Source organism: Nonomuraea sp. NPDC003201 (assembly GCF_053590415.1).
This window is the reverse complement of record NZ_JBSFTC010000007.1, coordinates 44,719-61,095: the sequence shown is the minus strand read 5'-3', so window position 1 is coordinate 61,095 and position 16,377 is coordinate 44,719. Positions and strand designations below refer to the sequence as shown.

Annotated in this window: 15 protein-coding genes; 8 read left to right on the top strand and 7 right to left on the bottom strand. The window is 69.5% G+C overall.

Going from position 1 to position 16,377, the window contains the following annotated elements; genetic code table 11:
* Positions 1-24 precede the first annotated feature (24 nt).
* Both clpB and ACWDX9_RS05515 read left to right on the top strand, forming a co-directional pair.
* A complete protein-coding gene (gene clpB, locus ACWDX9_RS05520) occupies positions 25-2,595 on the top strand; it encodes an ATP-dependent chaperone ClpB (RefSeq protein ID WP_449949408.1) in 2,571 nt (856 codons plus the stop codon).
* Positions 2,596-2,819: 224 nt separating this feature from the next.
* Positions 2,820-3,527 (top strand): hypothetical protein, encoded by a 708-nt coding sequence (locus ACWDX9_RS05515; protein ID WP_449949405.1) that lies wholly within the window; start codon positions 2,820-2,822, stop codon positions 3,525-3,527.
* A 128-nt stretch (positions 3,528-3,655) separates the two neighbouring features.
* Here ACWDX9_RS05515 and ACWDX9_RS05510 read toward each other — a convergent pair whose 3' ends face one another.
* Complete coding sequence (locus tag ACWDX9_RS05510) at positions 3,656-4,186, bottom strand: tetratricopeptide repeat protein (RefSeq protein WP_313044179.1); 531 nt, start codon at positions 4,184-4,186, stop codon at positions 3,656-3,658.
* A 166-nt stretch (positions 4,187-4,352) separates the two neighbouring features.
* Here ACWDX9_RS05510 and ACWDX9_RS05505 point away from each other — a divergent pair, with 166 nt between their 5' ends.
* Positions 4,353-4,676, top strand: coding sequence for a hypothetical protein (locus tag ACWDX9_RS05505; protein WP_350739711.1), 324 nt, complete (start codon positions 4,353-4,355; stop codon positions 4,674-4,676).
* On the opposite strand, the gene ACWDX9_RS05500 is transcribed toward ACWDX9_RS05505, so the two are convergent.
* From ACWDX9_RS05500 to ACWDX9_RS05485, 4 genes are all read right to left on the bottom strand, one after another.
* Positions 4,673-5,236 carry a TetR/AcrR family transcriptional regulator gene (locus ACWDX9_RS05500; RefSeq protein WP_350739856.1) on the bottom strand — a complete coding sequence of 188 codons (564 nt, stop codon included), beginning with the start codon at positions 5,234-5,236 and terminating at the stop codon, positions 4,673-4,675. The two genes, ACWDX9_RS05505 and ACWDX9_RS05500, sit on opposite strands and share 4 nt — an antisense overlap.
* A 122-nt stretch (positions 5,237-5,358) precedes the next feature.
* Positions 5,359-7,059 (bottom strand): SDR family oxidoreductase, encoded by a 1,701-nt coding sequence (locus ACWDX9_RS05495; protein WP_449949400.1) that lies wholly within the window; start codon positions 7,057-7,059, stop codon positions 5,359-5,361.
* A 42-nt stretch (positions 7,060-7,101) separates the two neighbouring features.
* Entirely contained in the window at positions 7,102-8,175 is a 1,074-nt protein-coding gene (locus ACWDX9_RS05490) for a CapA family protein (RefSeq protein WP_449949398.1), read from the bottom strand.
* Between the two features lie 60 nt (positions 8,176-8,235).
* Entirely contained in the window at positions 8,236-9,072 is an 837-nt protein-coding gene (locus tag ACWDX9_RS05485; protein WP_449949395.1) for a helix-turn-helix transcriptional regulator, read from the bottom strand.
* A gap of 133 nt (positions 9,073-9,205) precedes the next feature.
* Here ACWDX9_RS05485 and ACWDX9_RS05480 point away from each other — a divergent pair, with 133 nt between their 5' ends.
* Positions 9,206-10,588: an MFS transporter gene (locus ACWDX9_RS05480; RefSeq protein WP_449949393.1), complete on the top strand. Its 1,383-nt coding sequence runs from the start codon at positions 9,206-9,208 to the stop codon at positions 10,586-10,588.
* A gap of 173 nt (positions 10,589-10,761) precedes the next feature.
* On the opposite strand, the gene ACWDX9_RS05475 is transcribed toward ACWDX9_RS05480, so the two are convergent.
* Both ACWDX9_RS05475 and ACWDX9_RS05470 read right to left on the bottom strand, forming a co-directional pair.
* Entirely contained in the window at positions 10,762-10,986 is a 225-nt protein-coding gene (locus ACWDX9_RS05475; RefSeq protein ID WP_350739697.1) for a DUF397 domain-containing protein, read from the bottom strand.
* A gap of 53 nt (positions 10,987-11,039) precedes the next feature.
* Positions 11,040-11,903, bottom strand: a complete 864-nt coding sequence (locus ACWDX9_RS05470; protein ID WP_350739694.1) for a helix-turn-helix domain-containing protein — start codon at positions 11,901-11,903, stop codon at positions 11,040-11,042.
* Positions 11,904-12,611: 708 nt separating this feature from the next.
* Here ACWDX9_RS05470 and ACWDX9_RS05465 point away from each other — a divergent pair.
* The 4 genes from ACWDX9_RS05465 (at position 12,612) to ACWDX9_RS05450 (ending at position 16,337) form a co-directional block, all read left to right on the top strand.
* Positions 12,612-12,770, top strand: a complete 159-nt coding sequence (locus ACWDX9_RS05465) for a hypothetical protein (protein ID WP_364253693.1) — start codon at positions 12,612-12,614, stop codon at positions 12,768-12,770.
* A gap of 1 nt (position 12,771) precedes the next feature.
* Complete coding sequence (locus tag ACWDX9_RS05460) at positions 12,772-13,419, top strand: hypothetical protein (RefSeq protein WP_449949391.1); 648 nt, start codon at positions 12,772-12,774, stop codon at positions 13,417-13,419.
* Between the two features lie 124 nt (positions 13,420-13,543).
* Positions 13,544-15,724: a molybdopterin-dependent oxidoreductase gene (locus tag ACWDX9_RS05455; RefSeq protein WP_449949388.1), complete on the top strand. Its 2,181-nt coding sequence runs from the start codon at positions 13,544-13,546 to the stop codon at positions 15,722-15,724.
* Between the two features lies 1 nt (position 15,725).
* Positions 15,726-16,337 carry an HD domain-containing protein gene (locus tag ACWDX9_RS05450; RefSeq protein ID WP_350739682.1) on the top strand — a complete coding sequence of 204 codons (612 nt, stop codon included), beginning with the start codon at positions 15,726-15,728 and terminating at the stop codon, positions 16,335-16,337.
* Positions 16,338-16,377 lie beyond the last annotated feature (40 nt).

Sequence of the window (16,377 nt, the reverse complement as noted above, 5' to 3'; positions counted from 1 at the left end):
GCTGCCACCGGGGGCATAGAAAGAATGGACTACAAGCTCACCCAGAAGAGCCAGGAAGCGCTCTCGGGTGCCATGCGGCGTGCCGCCGCGGAGGGCAACCCTGAGATCTCCCCGGCCCACCTGCTGACCACCCTGCTCTCCCAGACGGGCGGCACCGCCGCACCCCTGCTCGAAGCCGTCGGCGCCGACTGGCGCACGCTGCGGGCGCGGGCCGAGGAGCAGCTCGCGGCGCTGCCGAAGGCGCAGGGCGCGACGGTGGGGGCGCCGTCGAGCTCCCGCCAGCTCCTCACGGTGCTCAACACCGCCGCCCAGCACGCCAACCGGCTCGAAGACCTCTACGTCTCCACCGAGCACCTCCTGGTCGGCCTGGCCGCCGACGGCGGCCAGGTGGCCGAGCTGCTCAGGTCCCAGGGCGCGACGCCGCAGGGGCTGCTCGACGCGTTCGAGAAGGTACGCGGGCACGCCCGCGTCACCAGCGAGACCCCTGAGGACACCTACCAGGCGCTGGAGAAGTACGGCGTCGACCTGACCGAGCGCGCCCGCGCCGGCAAGCTCGACCCCGTCATCGGCCGCGACTCCGAGATCCGCCGCGTCGTCCAGGTGCTCAGCCGGCGCACCAAGAACAACCCGGTGCTCATCGGCGAGCCCGGCGTCGGCAAGACCGCGGTCGTCGAGGGCCTGGCCCAGCGCATCGTGGCCGGCGACGTGCCCGAGTCGCTGCGCAACAAGCGGCTGATCTCGCTCGACCTGGGCGCGATGGTGGCCGGCGCGAAGTACCGCGGCGAGTTCGAGGAGCGGCTGAAGGCCGTGCTCTCCGAGATCAAGGAGAGCGACGGGCAGATCGTGACGTTCATCGACGAGCTGCACACCGTCGTGGGCGCCGGGGCCGCCGAGGGCGCGATGGACGCGGGCAACATGCTCAAGCCGATGCTGGCCCGCGGCGAGCTGCGCATGATCGGCGCGACGACGCTCGACGAATACCGCGAGCGCATCGAGAAGGACCCGGCGCTGGAGCGCCGCTTCCAGCAGGTCTACGTGGGCGAGCCCTCGGTCGAGGACACGATCGCGATCCTGCGCGGGCTGAAGAGCCGCTACGAGGCCCATCACCAGGTCCAGATCGCCGACAGCGCGCTGGTGGCCGCCGCCGCGCTGTCCGACCGCTACATCACCAACCGCTTCCTCCCCGACAAGGCCATCGACCTGGTCGACGAGGCCGCCTCGCGGCTGCGCATGGAGATCGACTCCCGTCCCGTGGAGATCGACCAGCTCCAGCGCAACGTCGACCGGATGAAGATGGAGGAGCTGGCCCTGTCCAAGGAGACCGACGAGGCCTCCGTCCAGCGGCTCGAACGCCTCCGCAAGGAGCTGGCCGACCGCCAGGAGGAGCTCAACGCCCTCGTCGGCCGCTGGGAGCACGAGAAGGCCGGGCTCAACAAGGTCGGCGAGCTGAAGAAGCAGCTCGACGAGGCGCGCGGCGCCGCCGAGCGGGCTCAGCGCGACGGCGACTTCGAGGCCGCCTCCAGGCTCATGTACGCCGAGGTGCCCCGGCTGGAGCAGGCGCTGAAGGCCGCCTCCGACGCCGCGCCGCCGGACAACGCCATGGTCAAGGAGGAGGTCGGGGCCGACGACATCGCCGAGGTGATCTCGTCGTGGACCGGCATCCCCGCGGGGCGGCTCCTGGAGGCCGAGACGGCCAAGCTGCTGCGCATGGAGGACGAGCTGGGCAGGCGGCTGATCGGGCAGCAGAAGGCCGTACAGGCCGTCTCCGACGCCGTACGCCGCAGCCGGGCGGGCATCGCCGACATCGACCGGCCGACGGGCTCGTTCCTGTTCCTCGGGCCCACGGGGGTGGGCAAGACCGAGCTGGCCAAGGCGCTGGCGGAGTTCCTGTTCGACGACGAGCGGGCGATGACCCGGATCGACATGAGCGAATACTCCGAGAAGCACAGCGTGGCCAGGCTCGTCGGCGCGCCTCCCGGCTACATCGGTTACGAGGAGGGCGGCCAGCTCACCGAGGCCGTCCGGCGGCGCCCGTACACGGTCGTGCTGCTGGACGAGGTCGAGAAGGCCCATCCCGAGGTCTTCGACATCCTCCTCCAGGTGCTCGACGACGGGCGGCTGACCGACGGGCAGGGCCGCACGGTCGACTTCCGCAACACGATCCTGATCCTCACCTCCAACATCGGGTCGCAGTTCCTCATCGATCCCAAGCTGGAGAACGGAGCCAAGCGCGAGGCCGTCATGGGCGCGGTGCGCAACGCGTTCAAGCCGGAGTTCCTCAACCGGCTCGACGACGTGATCCTCTTCGACGCGCTGGGCACGGAGGAGCTGGCGCAGATCGTCGACCTGCAGGTCGAGCGGCTGGCGCGGCGCCTGGCCGACCGCCGGCTGGCGCTGGAGGTCACCCCCGCCGCCCGCGAGTGGCTGGCCCTGACGGGCTACGACCCGCTGTACGGCGCCCGTCCGCTGCGCCGCCTGGTCCAGTCCGCCATCGGCGACAAGCTGGCCAAGGCCGTGCTGTCGGGCGAGGTCGTGGACGGCGACAAGGTGAAGGTCGACCTCGGGGACGACGAACTCCTGATCCAGCGCGCCTGACGGCGTTCCTTCGAGCCCGGGGACCCTACGCGGGTCCCCGGGCTCTGTCGTCTTCCGTTGTGCTTCCGGCACGTGGTGGCCCTGGCCGGCGTGTCATGTCCCGGTCATCCGGCCACGTCTTTGGTAAGGTCCGGTCCACTCTTCGGACAAGCCGCACGCCCGCGGCCGAATGTGTGGCTACGTTCAGCGTTCGTCGGATCACCGAAAACGATCAGGGACGTGACGTGTCATCTCAGAAGATCCGGAGCATCATCGCGGTGGCCACTCTGACCGCGGGCATCACCTGGCTGGCCGCGACCCCCTCGACGGCCGACATGTGCAAGGGCGGGGAGCCGGCCCTGCTGTCGCCCAAGTCGATCGCCACGTACTGTGAGGAGCGCACCCAGGTGCGCCTGGACGAAACCGGCGCCCGCGGCGGCAAGCTGGTCACCACCGAGAGCAACAAGCTCGCCATGGCGGCCGGGGAGATGGCCAGGCAGCTCGGCCTGACGGGGCTGGCCACCGGGCGCGAGGCGCTCGGCATCGCCGACCTGGGCGGGCTGGCGGCGAACTGGGGCATGCCCTCGCTGTTCTCGGCCTCGCCCGCGCTGTTCCCCGTGGTGCCGGGTTCGACCTCGATGAAGGATCTGGCGACCGCGGCCGAGGTGCCCGCGCTGCCCGCCCTCCCTGTGCTGCCGCAGACGCCGCTGGTGGCCAAGCTGCCCGCCGAGATGCCGCTCGGGAACGCCGCTCCGTACCAGAACCGCGTCGCGGGCTCCGCCGTCGAGTCGCCGCTGGACCTGAAGGAGCCGGTCGCGGAGGTCGGGTCCCAGGTGGTCGACATCCTGCTGCCCAAGGCGGTGCAGAGCGTCGAGGGCACCTCGATGCTGCCGGGCGGCCAGCCCGCGGTGGACGGGTTCACCGGGCTGGCGCGGGAGCTGGGGCTGCGCTGAACCACCCACACCTGATTCACCCTCAGCCGGGCCGCCCCGAAGCGGTCCACACCACCCGACCCGCCCGAAGGCGCCCCAGAGGGCTCTGAGCCGTCCTGGGAGCCGAGGCGGGCCGGGTGGTGGGGTGGTCAGCGGGCGAGGGCGTCCAGCTCGTCCTCAGGAAGCCCGAGGTCGACCCGGATGCGGTAGCGGGTGCGCAGGAGCGCCCCCTGCTCCGGATCGTTCTCGTCGCATCCCAGGACCGCCTGGGTGGCCCATTCGAGCCCTCCCTGGAGGTCCCCGTAGGCGACCAGCGTCTCGGCGATCGTATGAGCGGTCGCCGTGGAGACGCCGCCCTCCGCGCGTATGGTCTCGATGACCTCCCTAGCCTCATCGGGCCGGTCGAGCTCGAAGAGCGTGTCGGCGATGCCGGCGCGCGGGTCGAAGCCCGCCTCGCCGCCGTCCTCGACCGCGCGCTGGAAACACTCCATAGCGCGCGCCGGCTGGCCTGCCGCCCGCCATTCTTCGGCAGCGAGGACCAGGATGGACGCCCTGGAGACGTCGCCCGACGAATAGCCGAGCGCTACGTCGTACAGCCGACTGGCCAGGGAACTGTGGTCGTCGGCCAATAGGGCCTGCTCAAGCAGACGATCAAGGTGCTCACGGGTCACATGCGCCACACCGCGAGACTACCGAGCCAGTCGGCGCTTTGCCCGGTCAATGCGCATCGCCGGTCAGTCACAAATTCGGTAACGCCGCGTCCAATAGTGCTGACCCTGAGCGTGTCCGCCCAGGTGACAGGGCATATACGGGTCGCTTTGCTGCTACGCGAGCAAGGGGGCTGTGATGGGCGTGTCCAAGCAGATGACCTTCACACTGGCCTGTGTCGTCGTGTTGGCGGCCCTCGTCCCCGGTGTGGCGGGTTATTTGTCGGCCCGATTGGAGGCCATCGAATCCGCGGAGCGCAACTTGCATGCCCTGGAGGCAAGGCTGCATGTCCGCGAGGCAAGGGAAGCGCGTCCCGCCTCGATGTCGTCACCATGCCTGCGGACGCCGGCCACCCCGCGGTTCCAGCAGGTGCCCGCGATCGCCCTCGGCGAGCACGGGAGACGGGTGCCTGCCTGGCTGGCAGGCCTGATCAAGGAAGTGGCGGACTTCAGGCCGGACTAGCGGACCGGCCAGGACCGCAGCTGGCGCGACAGGAAGCCCCGGATCAGCTGTTTGGCCGCGTCGATGATCTCCGGCGAGCCCTTGGGGTCGCGGCGGAAGGCCAGCTTGAGCACGGCGTCGCCGGCCTCGACCGCCACCAGCACGGCCAGGTCGAGCTCCGGGCTGTCGGCCAGCCCGAACTCCTTGAGCAGCAACCCCCGCAACCGCCCCGCGATCACGGTGTTGTTGTCGGAGTCGGAGTCGAGCAGGTTGAGGTCGACGGCGTCGCCGAAGTGGAGGCTCTTGAAGCCGGGGACCGTCCTGTGCATGTCGACGTACTCGTCGATGATCGCGTCGATGGCCTCCCACCAGCCGCGATATTCCTCCGTGAGGAACCTGCGGTCGACCCTGCGCACGAACTCCTCGACGTTGCGCCGGGTGAGCTCCTGCGTGACGGCCCGTTTGTCGGGGAAGAACTGGTAGATCGACCCGATCGCGACCCCTGCCCGCTCGGCGATGCGAGTGGTGGACAGGGCCTCGTATCCGGTCTCGTCGAGTAGCTCCGCGCACGCGTCGAGCATCCGCTCCACGCGGCGTGCGCTGCGGCGCTGGGCCGGCTGGCGCCTGAGTGCTCTGGGCTGGGCGCAATCATCATCGAGTTGCGGCGAGGACACGCAGTCATCTTCTCCCGGATGGGCGATCGTTACCTGCCAATTCCTGGATTTCTTATGGTTCCGCTCCGACGCGCGAGCGCGCGCATCGTTCCAGGCGAAATCCGGGAAAGGGCATACCCGATTTTCCCCTCCAGGTTGACCGGTACGACGGCCTGATTCCGATGTACGGCGCGCAGAATGTGGGCGGCCACCCGCTCGGCGGGATAGCCGCGCCGCGCCAGGCCCCGTACGGCCTCTTCGCGCAGGTCAGCGCCCACGTACGTGGCGTTGCGCGCGATCGGCGTCGAGACGAACCCCGGGCAGACGGCGCTCACCCCGATCCCGTGCCCGGCCAGCTCGGCCCTGAGGCAGTCGCTGAGCATCTTCACGGCCGCCTTGGAGGTCGAGTACGCGGGCAGCAGCCGGGACGGCGCGAACGCGGCCAGAGAGGCGACGTTGACGATGTGGCCGCCTTCGCCGCGTTCGACCATGGCGGCGCCGAAGAGCCGGCATCCGTGGATGACGCCCCACAGATTGACGTCGACGGTCCTGCGCCAGTCGTCCACCGTATGATCAAGAAAAGACCCGGCGACGACGATCCCGGCATTGTTCACCACAATGTCCGGCACTCCATATTGAGCGATGATATTTCGCGAAAAATCTTCCATTTGGCCGATATTCGATACATCGACCTGCACGGCGTGCCCCGTACCCCCGAGGTCCTCGGCGATGGCGTCGGCGGCCCGCGCCGCCGCGTCCGCGTCGATGTCCGCGCACACCACCTCGGCGCCATGGGCCGCGAACGCCCGCGCCGTCGCCAGCCCGATCCCGGACCCCGCGCCGGTGACCACCACCAGCCGCCCGTCGAAGGCCCGCCGCGACCCCCGCACGGCGTGGGCGCCGTCGGCGAACTCGGCGATCATCCGGGCCACCGCCTCGGGACGGCTCCGGTGCGCCCAGTGCCCGGCCGCCACCTTCCGGTGCCGGAGCCTGGGCACCCACTGTCCGATCGAGGCCAGCAGCGCCGGGGTCACGAAGGCGTCCCGCGTGGCCTCGATGATCTGCACGGGCACGTCGCCGACACCCGGATCGCCGTCCGCGCCCATGTTCCGCCGGTACATCCAGAGCCCGTTGCGCCCGTCCTCGGCCAGCGTCGGCGCCGGATGCCCGGGCCGTGGCGCGATGCCCTCGCGCCGCAGCGTACGGGAGATGATCCCCGGCATGACCGAGCCCCACGCCAACTCCGGCACCACCGGAACCTGAAATGCCCCGATATACCAGGACTTGATGCGCTGCGCCGTGACGTCCCGCCGCTTCCCGTGCCGCAGGAAATGAGCGGCCTGCCGCAGCCCGGGCCCGCCCAGGCTCGTGAAGGACGCGATCCGTTCCCGGATCCCGGCCCGCCCGATGGCCTCCCAGCCCTGGAGCGACCCCCAGTCGTGCCCCACGAGATGCACCCTGGAGGCGCCCCCAGCGTTGATCACAGCGTCGATCACGGCATCGATCACGGCGTCGAGGTCGGCGATCAGGTGGTCGAAGTCGTAGTCCCGGCTGTCCCGTGGCGCCGTGGACTCCCCCGCCCCGCGCACGTCGTACCGGACGACGTGGTAGCGGTCGCGCAGGAGCGCGGCCACCTCGTCCCAGACGCGGTGCGTGTCGGGGTATCCGTGGAGCAGCAGCACCGTCGGGTTCGCCGGGTCGCCCTCCTCGAAGACCGCCAGCCGCACGTCACCGGACTCGACCCATCGCATCGCGACCTCCTATTGGACGAATCGTCCAGTAGCATAGATCGTTCAAGGACGCGCGGCCAGCCCGGCGCAGGCGCGCAGCGCCTTCCAGTCCGCGACCGCCTGGGTCCGCGCGGGCCCCGTCATCGGGACGGGCACGCCGCCTTGGATGGTGGCCGGGGTCCAGCTGTCCTTGAGCACCTTCCGCCCGTTGATGGTCAGCGTCAGGACGCCGGTCCGGCCCGTGGTGCCGGGCGTGGAGTTGTAGAAGACGAAGTTGCCCATGCCGTAGTTGACGTACGCGTTGTCCAGGTACCCGGATCCGAGCAGGATGTGCGCGTGCCCGCCGACCACCACGTCGGCGCCCGCCTCGACCAGTTTGGGGGCCAGCGAGAGCTGCGCCGGGTTCGGGCACTTCTGCATCTCGGTGCCCCAGTGCAGGTGGACGATCACGGTGTCGGAGTTCTTCCGCGCCTGCCGCACCGCCCGCAACAGGCTGGCCTCGTCCTTGGCCGAGGCCAGCCCGCCCTTGTCGGCGGTGGCCGTCCACGACTGGATGAACTCCGCGTCCAGCACCTGCGTGGCCCCGATGATGGCCACCCGGTTGCCGTTCACGGTCTTGCGGAACGGCCTGTACGCCTGCGCCGCGTTCTTCCCGATCCCCACCACGGGGAACTTGCTGGTCCTGATCGCCGCCAGCGTGTCCGCCAGGCCGGTCTCCATGTAGTCCATGCCGTGGTTGTTGGCCATGGACACGACGTCGACCCCGGCGGCCTTCAGCGCGGTGAAGGCGGTCGGCGGCGCCCGGAACGTGAACTGCTTCCCCGGCGCCGGCGTCCCGCCCGTGGTGATCGCCGTCTCCAGGTTCACCATCGATAAGTCGGACTTGCGCAGCACGCTCGCGATCGGCCCGAGCGCCGTGCTCGGGCCGGCCAGCCGTCCCCGCAGCATCCCCTCGAAGTGCACGTCCCCGCCGAAGGAGATCGTGTACGGCCGCCGCTTCGGCTTGGGCTTCGCCGTCGGCGACTCGGCCACCTGCTGGTCCACCGGCTTGCTCTGCGGCTCTTTCTCGGGGGCCGATGAGCAGGCCACCAAGGACGCGGCGACGGCGAACACCGGGAGGGCACGGGGGAATCTCATCTGCCGCCACTTCCGCTCGAATCCGGTCGTTTAGGGATTGAGCATGCCATGCAGGGCGGATTACCGCGCAGGCTCCCCCTTCTCCAGCAACCTGCGCATCGCCTCCCGGGTCGCGTCGTCCATCGGCGTGTACACGACCAGCCGGATCTCGGCCACGGCGGTGAGGCTGGTCGTGCTGAAGCGCAGCTCCCCCAGCTCCACGTGCTTGAACCGCTTCACCCTCGGCCCCGGCTCGGCCACGTCCTGCCTGGCCCACAACCGCGCGAACTCGGCGCTCTCCGAGCTGAGCCGGCGGACGAAGTCCTGCCAGCACGGGTCGTCCACGTGGCGGCTGTAGGCGCCCCTGAACACCGCCACGGCCCGCGCGAGCTCCTGGTCGCGGTTGAGCAGCAGGGTCGCGGGGGCGGGGGTGAGACAGGTGTACCAGAGCGAGTTCCGCTCGCCCTCCGGCGCGCTGACCAGCTCGGGGAACACGGCGGCGTAGGCGGCGTTCCAGGCCAGGGCGTCGCACCGGCTGTTGGTCACGACGGCGGGCATGTCGCCGAGCCGGTCGAGGATCTGCCGCATCTCGGGCGTCACCTGGCCCGAGTCGGTGTCGGCCGGGCTCAGCGCCTGGCCCGCCAGCCGGTAGAGGTGCTGGCGCTCGGCGGCGTCAAGCCTGAGCGTACGGGCGATCGCGTCCAGCACCTGGGCGCTGGCGTTGATAGGCCGACCCTGCTCCAGCCACGTGTACCAGGTCACGCCGACGCCCGCGAGCTGGGCGACCTCCTCGCGCCGCAGGCCGGGCGTCCGCCTGCGCGGTCCCGGCGCGAGGTCGACCATCTCGGGGGTGATCCGCTCGCGACGCGTACGCAGGAACGCCGACAGGTCGATGCGCTTTGCCTCTGCCACGCTCATGTCTCCACTATGGGGCGAAGCACCAAATTCTATCCAGTTACCGCCAGTACCAGTATAAGTGGGCTCTCGTTACTGGTACTGGATCCCCGGCAGACTGCTACACATGACGCAAACTGCCGCTATTTCCCCTTCTGTGGACACCAAACCGCAGGAAGGGAACCGGGCCAGCGGCCTGCTCCTTGCGATCATCCTCGTGGGGCAGTTCCTGGCCATCCTGAACGTCAACATCGTCAACGTGGCCACCCCGACCATCGAGTCCGACCTGCACTCCTCAGGCGCCGGGCTGCAGATGATCGTCGCCGGATACACCATTGTCTATGCCGTCCTGTTGATCACCGGAGCCAGGGTCGGCGACCTGTTCGGCTACCGCAACGCATTCCTGGGCGGGCTGGCGCTGTTCACGGTGACCACGCTCGGCGCGGGCCTGGCGCCCTCGACGGGCTGGCTGGTGGCCGCCCGCCTGCTGCAGGGCGCCGGGGCGGCGATGATGATGCCGCAGGTCCTGACGTTGATCCAGCGCAACTACCACGGCGCGGCCAGAGGTCGGGCGATGGGCTTGTGGTCGCTGGTGATCAGCGGTGGCATCGTGATCGGCCAGGCTTTCGGCGGGATCCTGCTGGGTCTGGGCGCGGGCTGGCGAGTGGTGTTCCTGGTGCTGGTGCCGATCGGCGCGCTGCTGATGGTGGCCGGGATGAAGGTGCTGCCCGCCGACGAGGGCGGGGGCCGGACGGGCCTCGACCCGTGGGGCCTGGTGTCCCTGTCCGCGGCCGTGCTCCTGCTCGTCGTGCCGCTGGTCCTGGGCCGCGAGCTCGGGTGGCCGGCGTGGGGCTGGATCTCGATGGCGCTGAGCGTGGTGACGTTCTTCGCGTTCGTCCGCATCGAGCGCTGGGTGACGGCCCGCGGCGGGCGTCCCCTGGTGGACGCGCGAGTGCTGCGCGCGCCCGGCATGCGGCCGGGGCTGGCGATCCTGCTGTTCGGCCCGGCGACCTGGGGCGCGTTCCTGTTCACCTCGGCCCTGCACCTGCAGGGCGAGCTGCACCTGACGCCGCTGTCCTCCGGCATGATGCTGGTGCCGTGCGCGCTGGCCTTCGGCCTCGTCGGGCTCCTCTGGCCGCGCCTCCCGCTCCGCCTGCAGCGCCCGCTGGTGCCCTTCGGCTACGTGGTGGCCGCCCCCGCCTATCTCGGGCTGGGGCTCGCCGCCGGCGGCGGCCTCCCGTACGCGGTCATGAGCGCCCTCGTCGGCGCCGGGCTCGGCGTGCAGGTCGCGGTGACGAACATGGCGACCGAGCAGGTGGACGACGCCTACGCCGCGGACGCGAGCGGCGCGCTGCTCACCGTGATGCAGCTCGGGCAGGTCATCGGCGTCTCCACGGTCGGAACGCTGTTCATCACGCTGAGCCAGGGCCACGGCACGGTGTCCGCCTCGCTGGTCTCCTCCATCGCCATGGCGGGCCTCGCCGTGGTCGCGGGGCTGAGCTCGCTCTTCCTCGTACGGCGCCGCGTACCGGCCGTATAAACCGGGGCCGGGAATTACTCCCACGAAGCAAGACGGCCCGCGCCCCCTTTACCGGGGACGCGGGCCGTCTTATGCACTCCGGGAAAAGAATTCCCGGAAAGAAACCTCAATCTGCGAAATATCCCTGAGCCGTCCTGCCGCGCGAGAAAAAATGCTGCGGCGGTTACGGTTTTTCAGGCACCTGGTACGAGCGTGGCCAAGTCGAACTCGCCCTCACGCACTCCCGCGGTGAAGGCGGCCCACTCCTCAGGAGTGAAGACGAGAACGGGCCCGTCCTGCTCCTTGCTGTCCCTGAGCGCAACGTTGCCGTCAGCCAGGGGGGCGACCTCGACGCAGGCCGATGCGCCGTTGCAGAATCTGCTCTTCCGCCAGGCGGCCGCCGTAGTGTGGATGTACATTCTCTCCCCAAATGCGTAAAGGGGCTCCGTTGCCCCTTCCTGAGGTCTCGCCGTTAACGTCTCCACAGCATGGCCTTCCGCTGGATAAGAACGCGTGATTCGTCCTCATCCAGGGCCTCCGACTTGATATGGTCGAAAGCCGCTTCGTACCCGGCCACCCGTTCGAGATCATCGACGAAGTGAGCAGTATACAGCTGCTCTAGGTACACAACATCATCAAATGCCGCAAACTTAAGATGAATAAACGCGCCGGTGTTAACCGGATGAAGTGAGTCCAGGGTCAGGACGTGAATGCTGACGTGCGGCAGCAGGGAGACCTCCAGGAGATGCTCCATCTGCTCGCGCATGACCGAGGGCTCGCCGAAACGGCGCGTCAGCGCCGACTCGTCGAGAACCACCGTCAGCTCGCAGGGATCCGCCCGGTGCAACACCCGCTGTTGCCTGTCGAGGCGGGCTTCGACCCGGCTCCTGACACCGCTGTGCGTGATGCGCGCGATGCCACGGGTCGCCAGGATGACCTCCCTGGCATAGTCCTCGGTCTGCAAGGTGCCAGGCACGATCTGGGGTTCCCAGTTGCGCTGGAATTTCGCCTCGGCCTCTAACCCGAGGAATCTTGTGTACTCCTCAGGTAGGGCGTCCTCGTAATCTTCCCACCAGCCGCGCTGCTCCGCATCCCGCAACAGGCCGAAGAGCTCGTCAAGTTTCTCCTCGTCCACGCGGTAGAGCTGCGCCATGACCTTGATGTCGTCGGCGCTGGGCATGGTCTTGGCGGCCTCGATGCGGCTGACCTTGCTCGCGGACCAGCCGAGCTCGCTGGCCGCCCTGGCCCCGGTGAGCTTCTTCCGCTCCCGGAGGAGGCGCAGCTCCTGACCGAGCCGGAGCCTGCGTACAGTCGGACTGCCCTGCTGCGATGGCACCGCCACTCTCCTTGTTCGGGAATGAAGGTGTAGCCGGTGGGGATCGTTTGGGGCCCGGCTTTTGGGGCCGTTCGCCCAATCTTACACTGCAAGTTGCATGTGGAGTGCCGCTCGTCCTTGTCAGAAGGCTTTCATGGGGAGAGCGTAGGGGCAAGACGAACTCCGGTCAGGGGTGGGCCTGGGGTGGAACATCTCCCGTTGCACACCGTGCATGACACTTCTGGTGCAAGTTGCACGGCAAGAGGTTAAGAAATGTAAATCTTCCCTTGCTTAAAGTATTGCAGCATCGCTCACCTCGGGGGACGATCGGTTCCAGGAGGGTTCTCGAGTGGTGAGGAGGCCGGGCATGACGACACGGCCGTACACATCGGGCCTTCCGACCTCGATCGCGCGGCCCCGCCCAGGCCGCCTCGCCGGCAACGTCGCCGCCCCGGATACGAAACTCCGCCCCAGGGAGGCCGCTTGCCGGAAGGACTTCGGAATCGCCTGAAGAACTCAGCGAGAGTCCGCTCATTCGAGCCTGGAAAAAACCGGGCCGCGGCTGACCACCAGCGCGCCGCATTCGGGCTGCCACCCTGCGGCGATACCGGTCATCAGCCGTCGGTCCGGCGAAGAAGCCACCTCTGAAAATGCCGCGAAAGGGGTCTTCTCATGTACTCACAAGGTACCAAGGGACTCGCCCGAATCAAGTGCCGGATCCGAGAGCTTATGGCTTGGGCCGATCGCGAGATCTGCATGGAGCCCGACGAGTTCGCCCACCACGTCGGATGGACCGTGAGCAGGACCGGATTCGGCTCACGTCGCTACCGCGACCCGCGGTTCGACCAGCTCAGCGTGCCACAGCGCGTGACGGAGGAGGTGTCCTGACGTGCCGAGGAACCCGCGCAACCAGATCTACCCCGCCAACGAGGACCTTCCCGCCGCCGGGCGCGGCGGGCCGCTGGTCAGGCTGTGGCGGGTCCGTACCGAGCTGATGCTGCTCGCCGCGCTGGCGCTGCTGACGCTCACCCTGCTGGGGGCCACCCAGGAGGGCCGGTGGTGGCCGTTCGTCCTGCTGACGAGCGCCGTCTCGGTGCCGGCCGCCACCAGGAGCGGGCGCAACTGGGTGAGCGCGCACTTCTGGTGCGTGGTCTCCAGGCACCGCCTGCACCGGGTCTGCCTGGAGACCACGATGCACACCAGGGCCGGGCGGATCCCGCTGGTGCTCTGGATCACGCCGACGACCACGGGCGAGAAGGCCCTGATCATGACCAGGGCCGGGATCTCCGCCGAGGAGTTCGAGGCGTACCGCGAGGAGATCGCGGCCGCCTGCTGGGCCAGGAGCGCCAACGTCTACCGGCACCGGCGCCGGGCGCAGTTCGTGATCGTGGAGATCGTCAGGCGCGACGAGGTCCCGGGGGCGACCTCTCCCGGACTCGACCGGCTGTACGGCAGACGGGCCTGGCTCTCGCTGAGACCCGACCTCGAGGAGCCGCCTGATCTGCGCGCACCGGCCGCGCTGGCCAAGGCGGGCTGAGGACCTGGGGGAATCCGGGACATTTCCCCGGGTGGGAAGCCCCGGAGACCGCGGGGGCTCCGGGGCTTCCCCATGTGCGCGGTACGGGCCAAGATGAGTTCAGCTGGCGAACTCAGGAGTCGTGATGACGTCGACCGTCCACCGGACCTGTCCCCTCTGCGAGGCCGTCTGCGGCCTGACGCTCACCCTCGACGAGGGCGGGCACGTGACCAGCGTCCGCGGTGACAAGGACGATCCGTTCAGCAAGGGGTTCATCTGCCCGAAGGGGGCCAGCCTCGGCCGGCTCGACGAGGACCCCGACCGGCTGAGCAGGCCGCTGATCAGGGAGGGCGACCTGTGGCGCGAGGTCGGCTGGGAGGAGGCGTTCGCCGCCGTCAAGGCGGGCCTCGACCGGGTCGCCGACCGCCGGTCCGCCGCGATCTACCTCGGCAACCCGAACGCCCACAGCATGGCGGGCGCCCTGTACGGCGCGCCCCTGATCAAGGCGCTCGGCACCCGCAACGTCTACTCCGCCAGCACCGCCGACCAGATGCCCAAGCATGTCGCGAGCGGGCTCATGTTCGGGCACCCGCTGGCCATCCCGGTCCCCGACCTGGACAGGACCGACTATCTGCTGATGCTGGGGGCCAACCCGCTGGAGTCCAACGGCTCGCTGTGCACCGCGCCCGACTTCCCCGGGCGGCTGAAGGCCCTGCGCGGCCGCGGCGGCCGGCTCGTCGTGGTGGACCCGCGCCGTACGCGCACCGCCGCGCTGGCCGACGAGCACGTCTTCGTCCGCCCCGGGACGGACGCCTACCTGCTGTTCGGCATCGTCCACACGCTGTTCGCCGAGGATCTCGTCAAGCCGTCACACCAGGTCAACGGGCTGGCCGAGGTGCGCGAGGCGGCCAAGCACCTCCCGCCGGAGGCGGTCTCCGGGCGCACCGGGGTGCCCGCCGAGGTGATCGTGCGGCTGGCCAGGGAGCTGGCGGCAGCCCGTACGGCCGCCGTCTACGCCAGGATCGGCACCTGCACGGCCGAGTTCGGCACGCTGGCCCAGTGGCTCGTGGACGTGCTCAACGTGCTCACCGGCAACCTCGACCGGCCGGGCGGCGCCATGTTCCCCAAGCCCGCGACCGAGTTCGGCGCGCGACGCAGGCCGTACACGGTGGGGCGGTGGAAGAGCCGCGTCAGGGGACTGCCGGAGAGCAACGGCGAGCTGCCGGTGGCCACGCTCGCCGACGAGATCGAGACGCCCGGCGAGGGGCAGGTCACGTTCCTGATCACGGTGGCGGGCAACCCCGTGCTCTCGGCGCCCCACGGGGCCAGGCTCGACGCGGCCTTCGGGCGGCTCGACTTCATGGTGAGCGTGGACCCGTACCTCAACGAGACCACCAGGCACGCGAACGTCATCCTCCCGCCACCGCGGATGCTGCAGTCGGGCCACTACGACTTCGCGCTGCTCGGGTTCGCGGTCCGCAACTACGCCCGCTACTCGCCGCCGCTGCTGCCGCTGGACGGGCAGCCCTCCGAGGCCCAGATCCTGGCCAGGCTGGCCATGATCGCCTCGGGCCTGGAGGGGGACCTGGACGAGTTCGTGATCGGCGAGATGCTGCGCAAGGCCACCGAGACGCCCGGCTCCGGGGTCGAGGGACGGGACGTGGCCGGGCTGCGCGCCGGGCTGGAGGGCGAGACGGGCGGCGAGCGCCGGCTGGACCTCATGCTCAAGCTCGGCCCCTACGGCGAGTGGGCCGGCAAGGGCGACCTGTCGCTGCGCAAGCTGCTCGACAACCCGCACGGCCTGGACCTCGGCCCGCTGGAGCCCCGGCTCGGCGAGGTGCTGAAGACCGCCTCGGGCCTGATCGAGCTGGCGCCGCCGCAGATCGTCGAGGACGTGGAACGGCTGCGCGGCAAGCTGGAGGAGGACCCGCCGGAGATCGTCCTGATCGGGCGGCGCCACCTGCGCTCCAACAACAGCTGGCTGCACAACGTGGGCCCGCTGGTCGGCGGCAGCAACACCTGCACGCTGCAGATCAACCCGGCCGACGTGACCAGGCTCGGGCTCGACGGCGAGGCGGTGGTCCGCTCCGCGAAGGGGCAGCTCACGGTGCCGCTCGAACCCACCGACACGATCATGCCGGGGGTGGTCAGCCTGCCGCACGGCTGGGGCCACGCGGGCAGCTCACAGAGCGTGGCGGCCGAGCACGCGGGGGTCAGCGTCAACACGCTCACCGACGAATCCACCGTCGATGTACTGAGTGGTAACGCAGTGTTCAACGGAGTTCCGGTCACGATTTCACCAACCGGGGTGATCATCGCACAATAGGGTGTCGCGCGTGACTATCGCGCCAGAAGAGGACCGCCTGAACGCCCAGATCGCCTTCGCCATCGAGATCGACAAGTTGAAGCGGATCATCCGCCGCAACCATTTGATGGACGGCTCGCGGCGGGAGAACACCGCCGAGCACTCCTGGTACGTGGGCACGTTGGCGATGATCCTCGGCGAGCATGCCCCACCCGGGACCGACCTCCAACGGGTGGTGGCCATGTTGCTCGTGCACGACCTGGTCGAGATCGACGCCGGCGACACGTTCATCTATGACCCCGTGGAGGTGGCCGCGCAGGCCGGCGCCGAGCGCGCCGCCGCCGACCGCATCTTCGGACTGCTGCCCGCCGACCAGGGGCAGTGGATGCGGGAGCTGTGGGACGAGTTCGAGGCCAGGAAGACGCCGGAGGCCAGGTTCGCCAAGGCGCTCGACCGTTTCTCCCCGATCCTGGCCAACCACCTCACCGAGGGTGGCACGTGGCCGTTGTTCAAGGTCAAGGCCGCACAGGTCAGGGAGAAGGTACGGATCATCGAGGAAGGTTCGCCGTCCCTCGGCGCGTACGCGCTGGAGCTGGTCGAACTCTCCGTGGCCAGGGGACACCTGTCCGAGTGATCCCCACATGGGCGGGGTAGGGGACTTGTCGTGAAAGAGG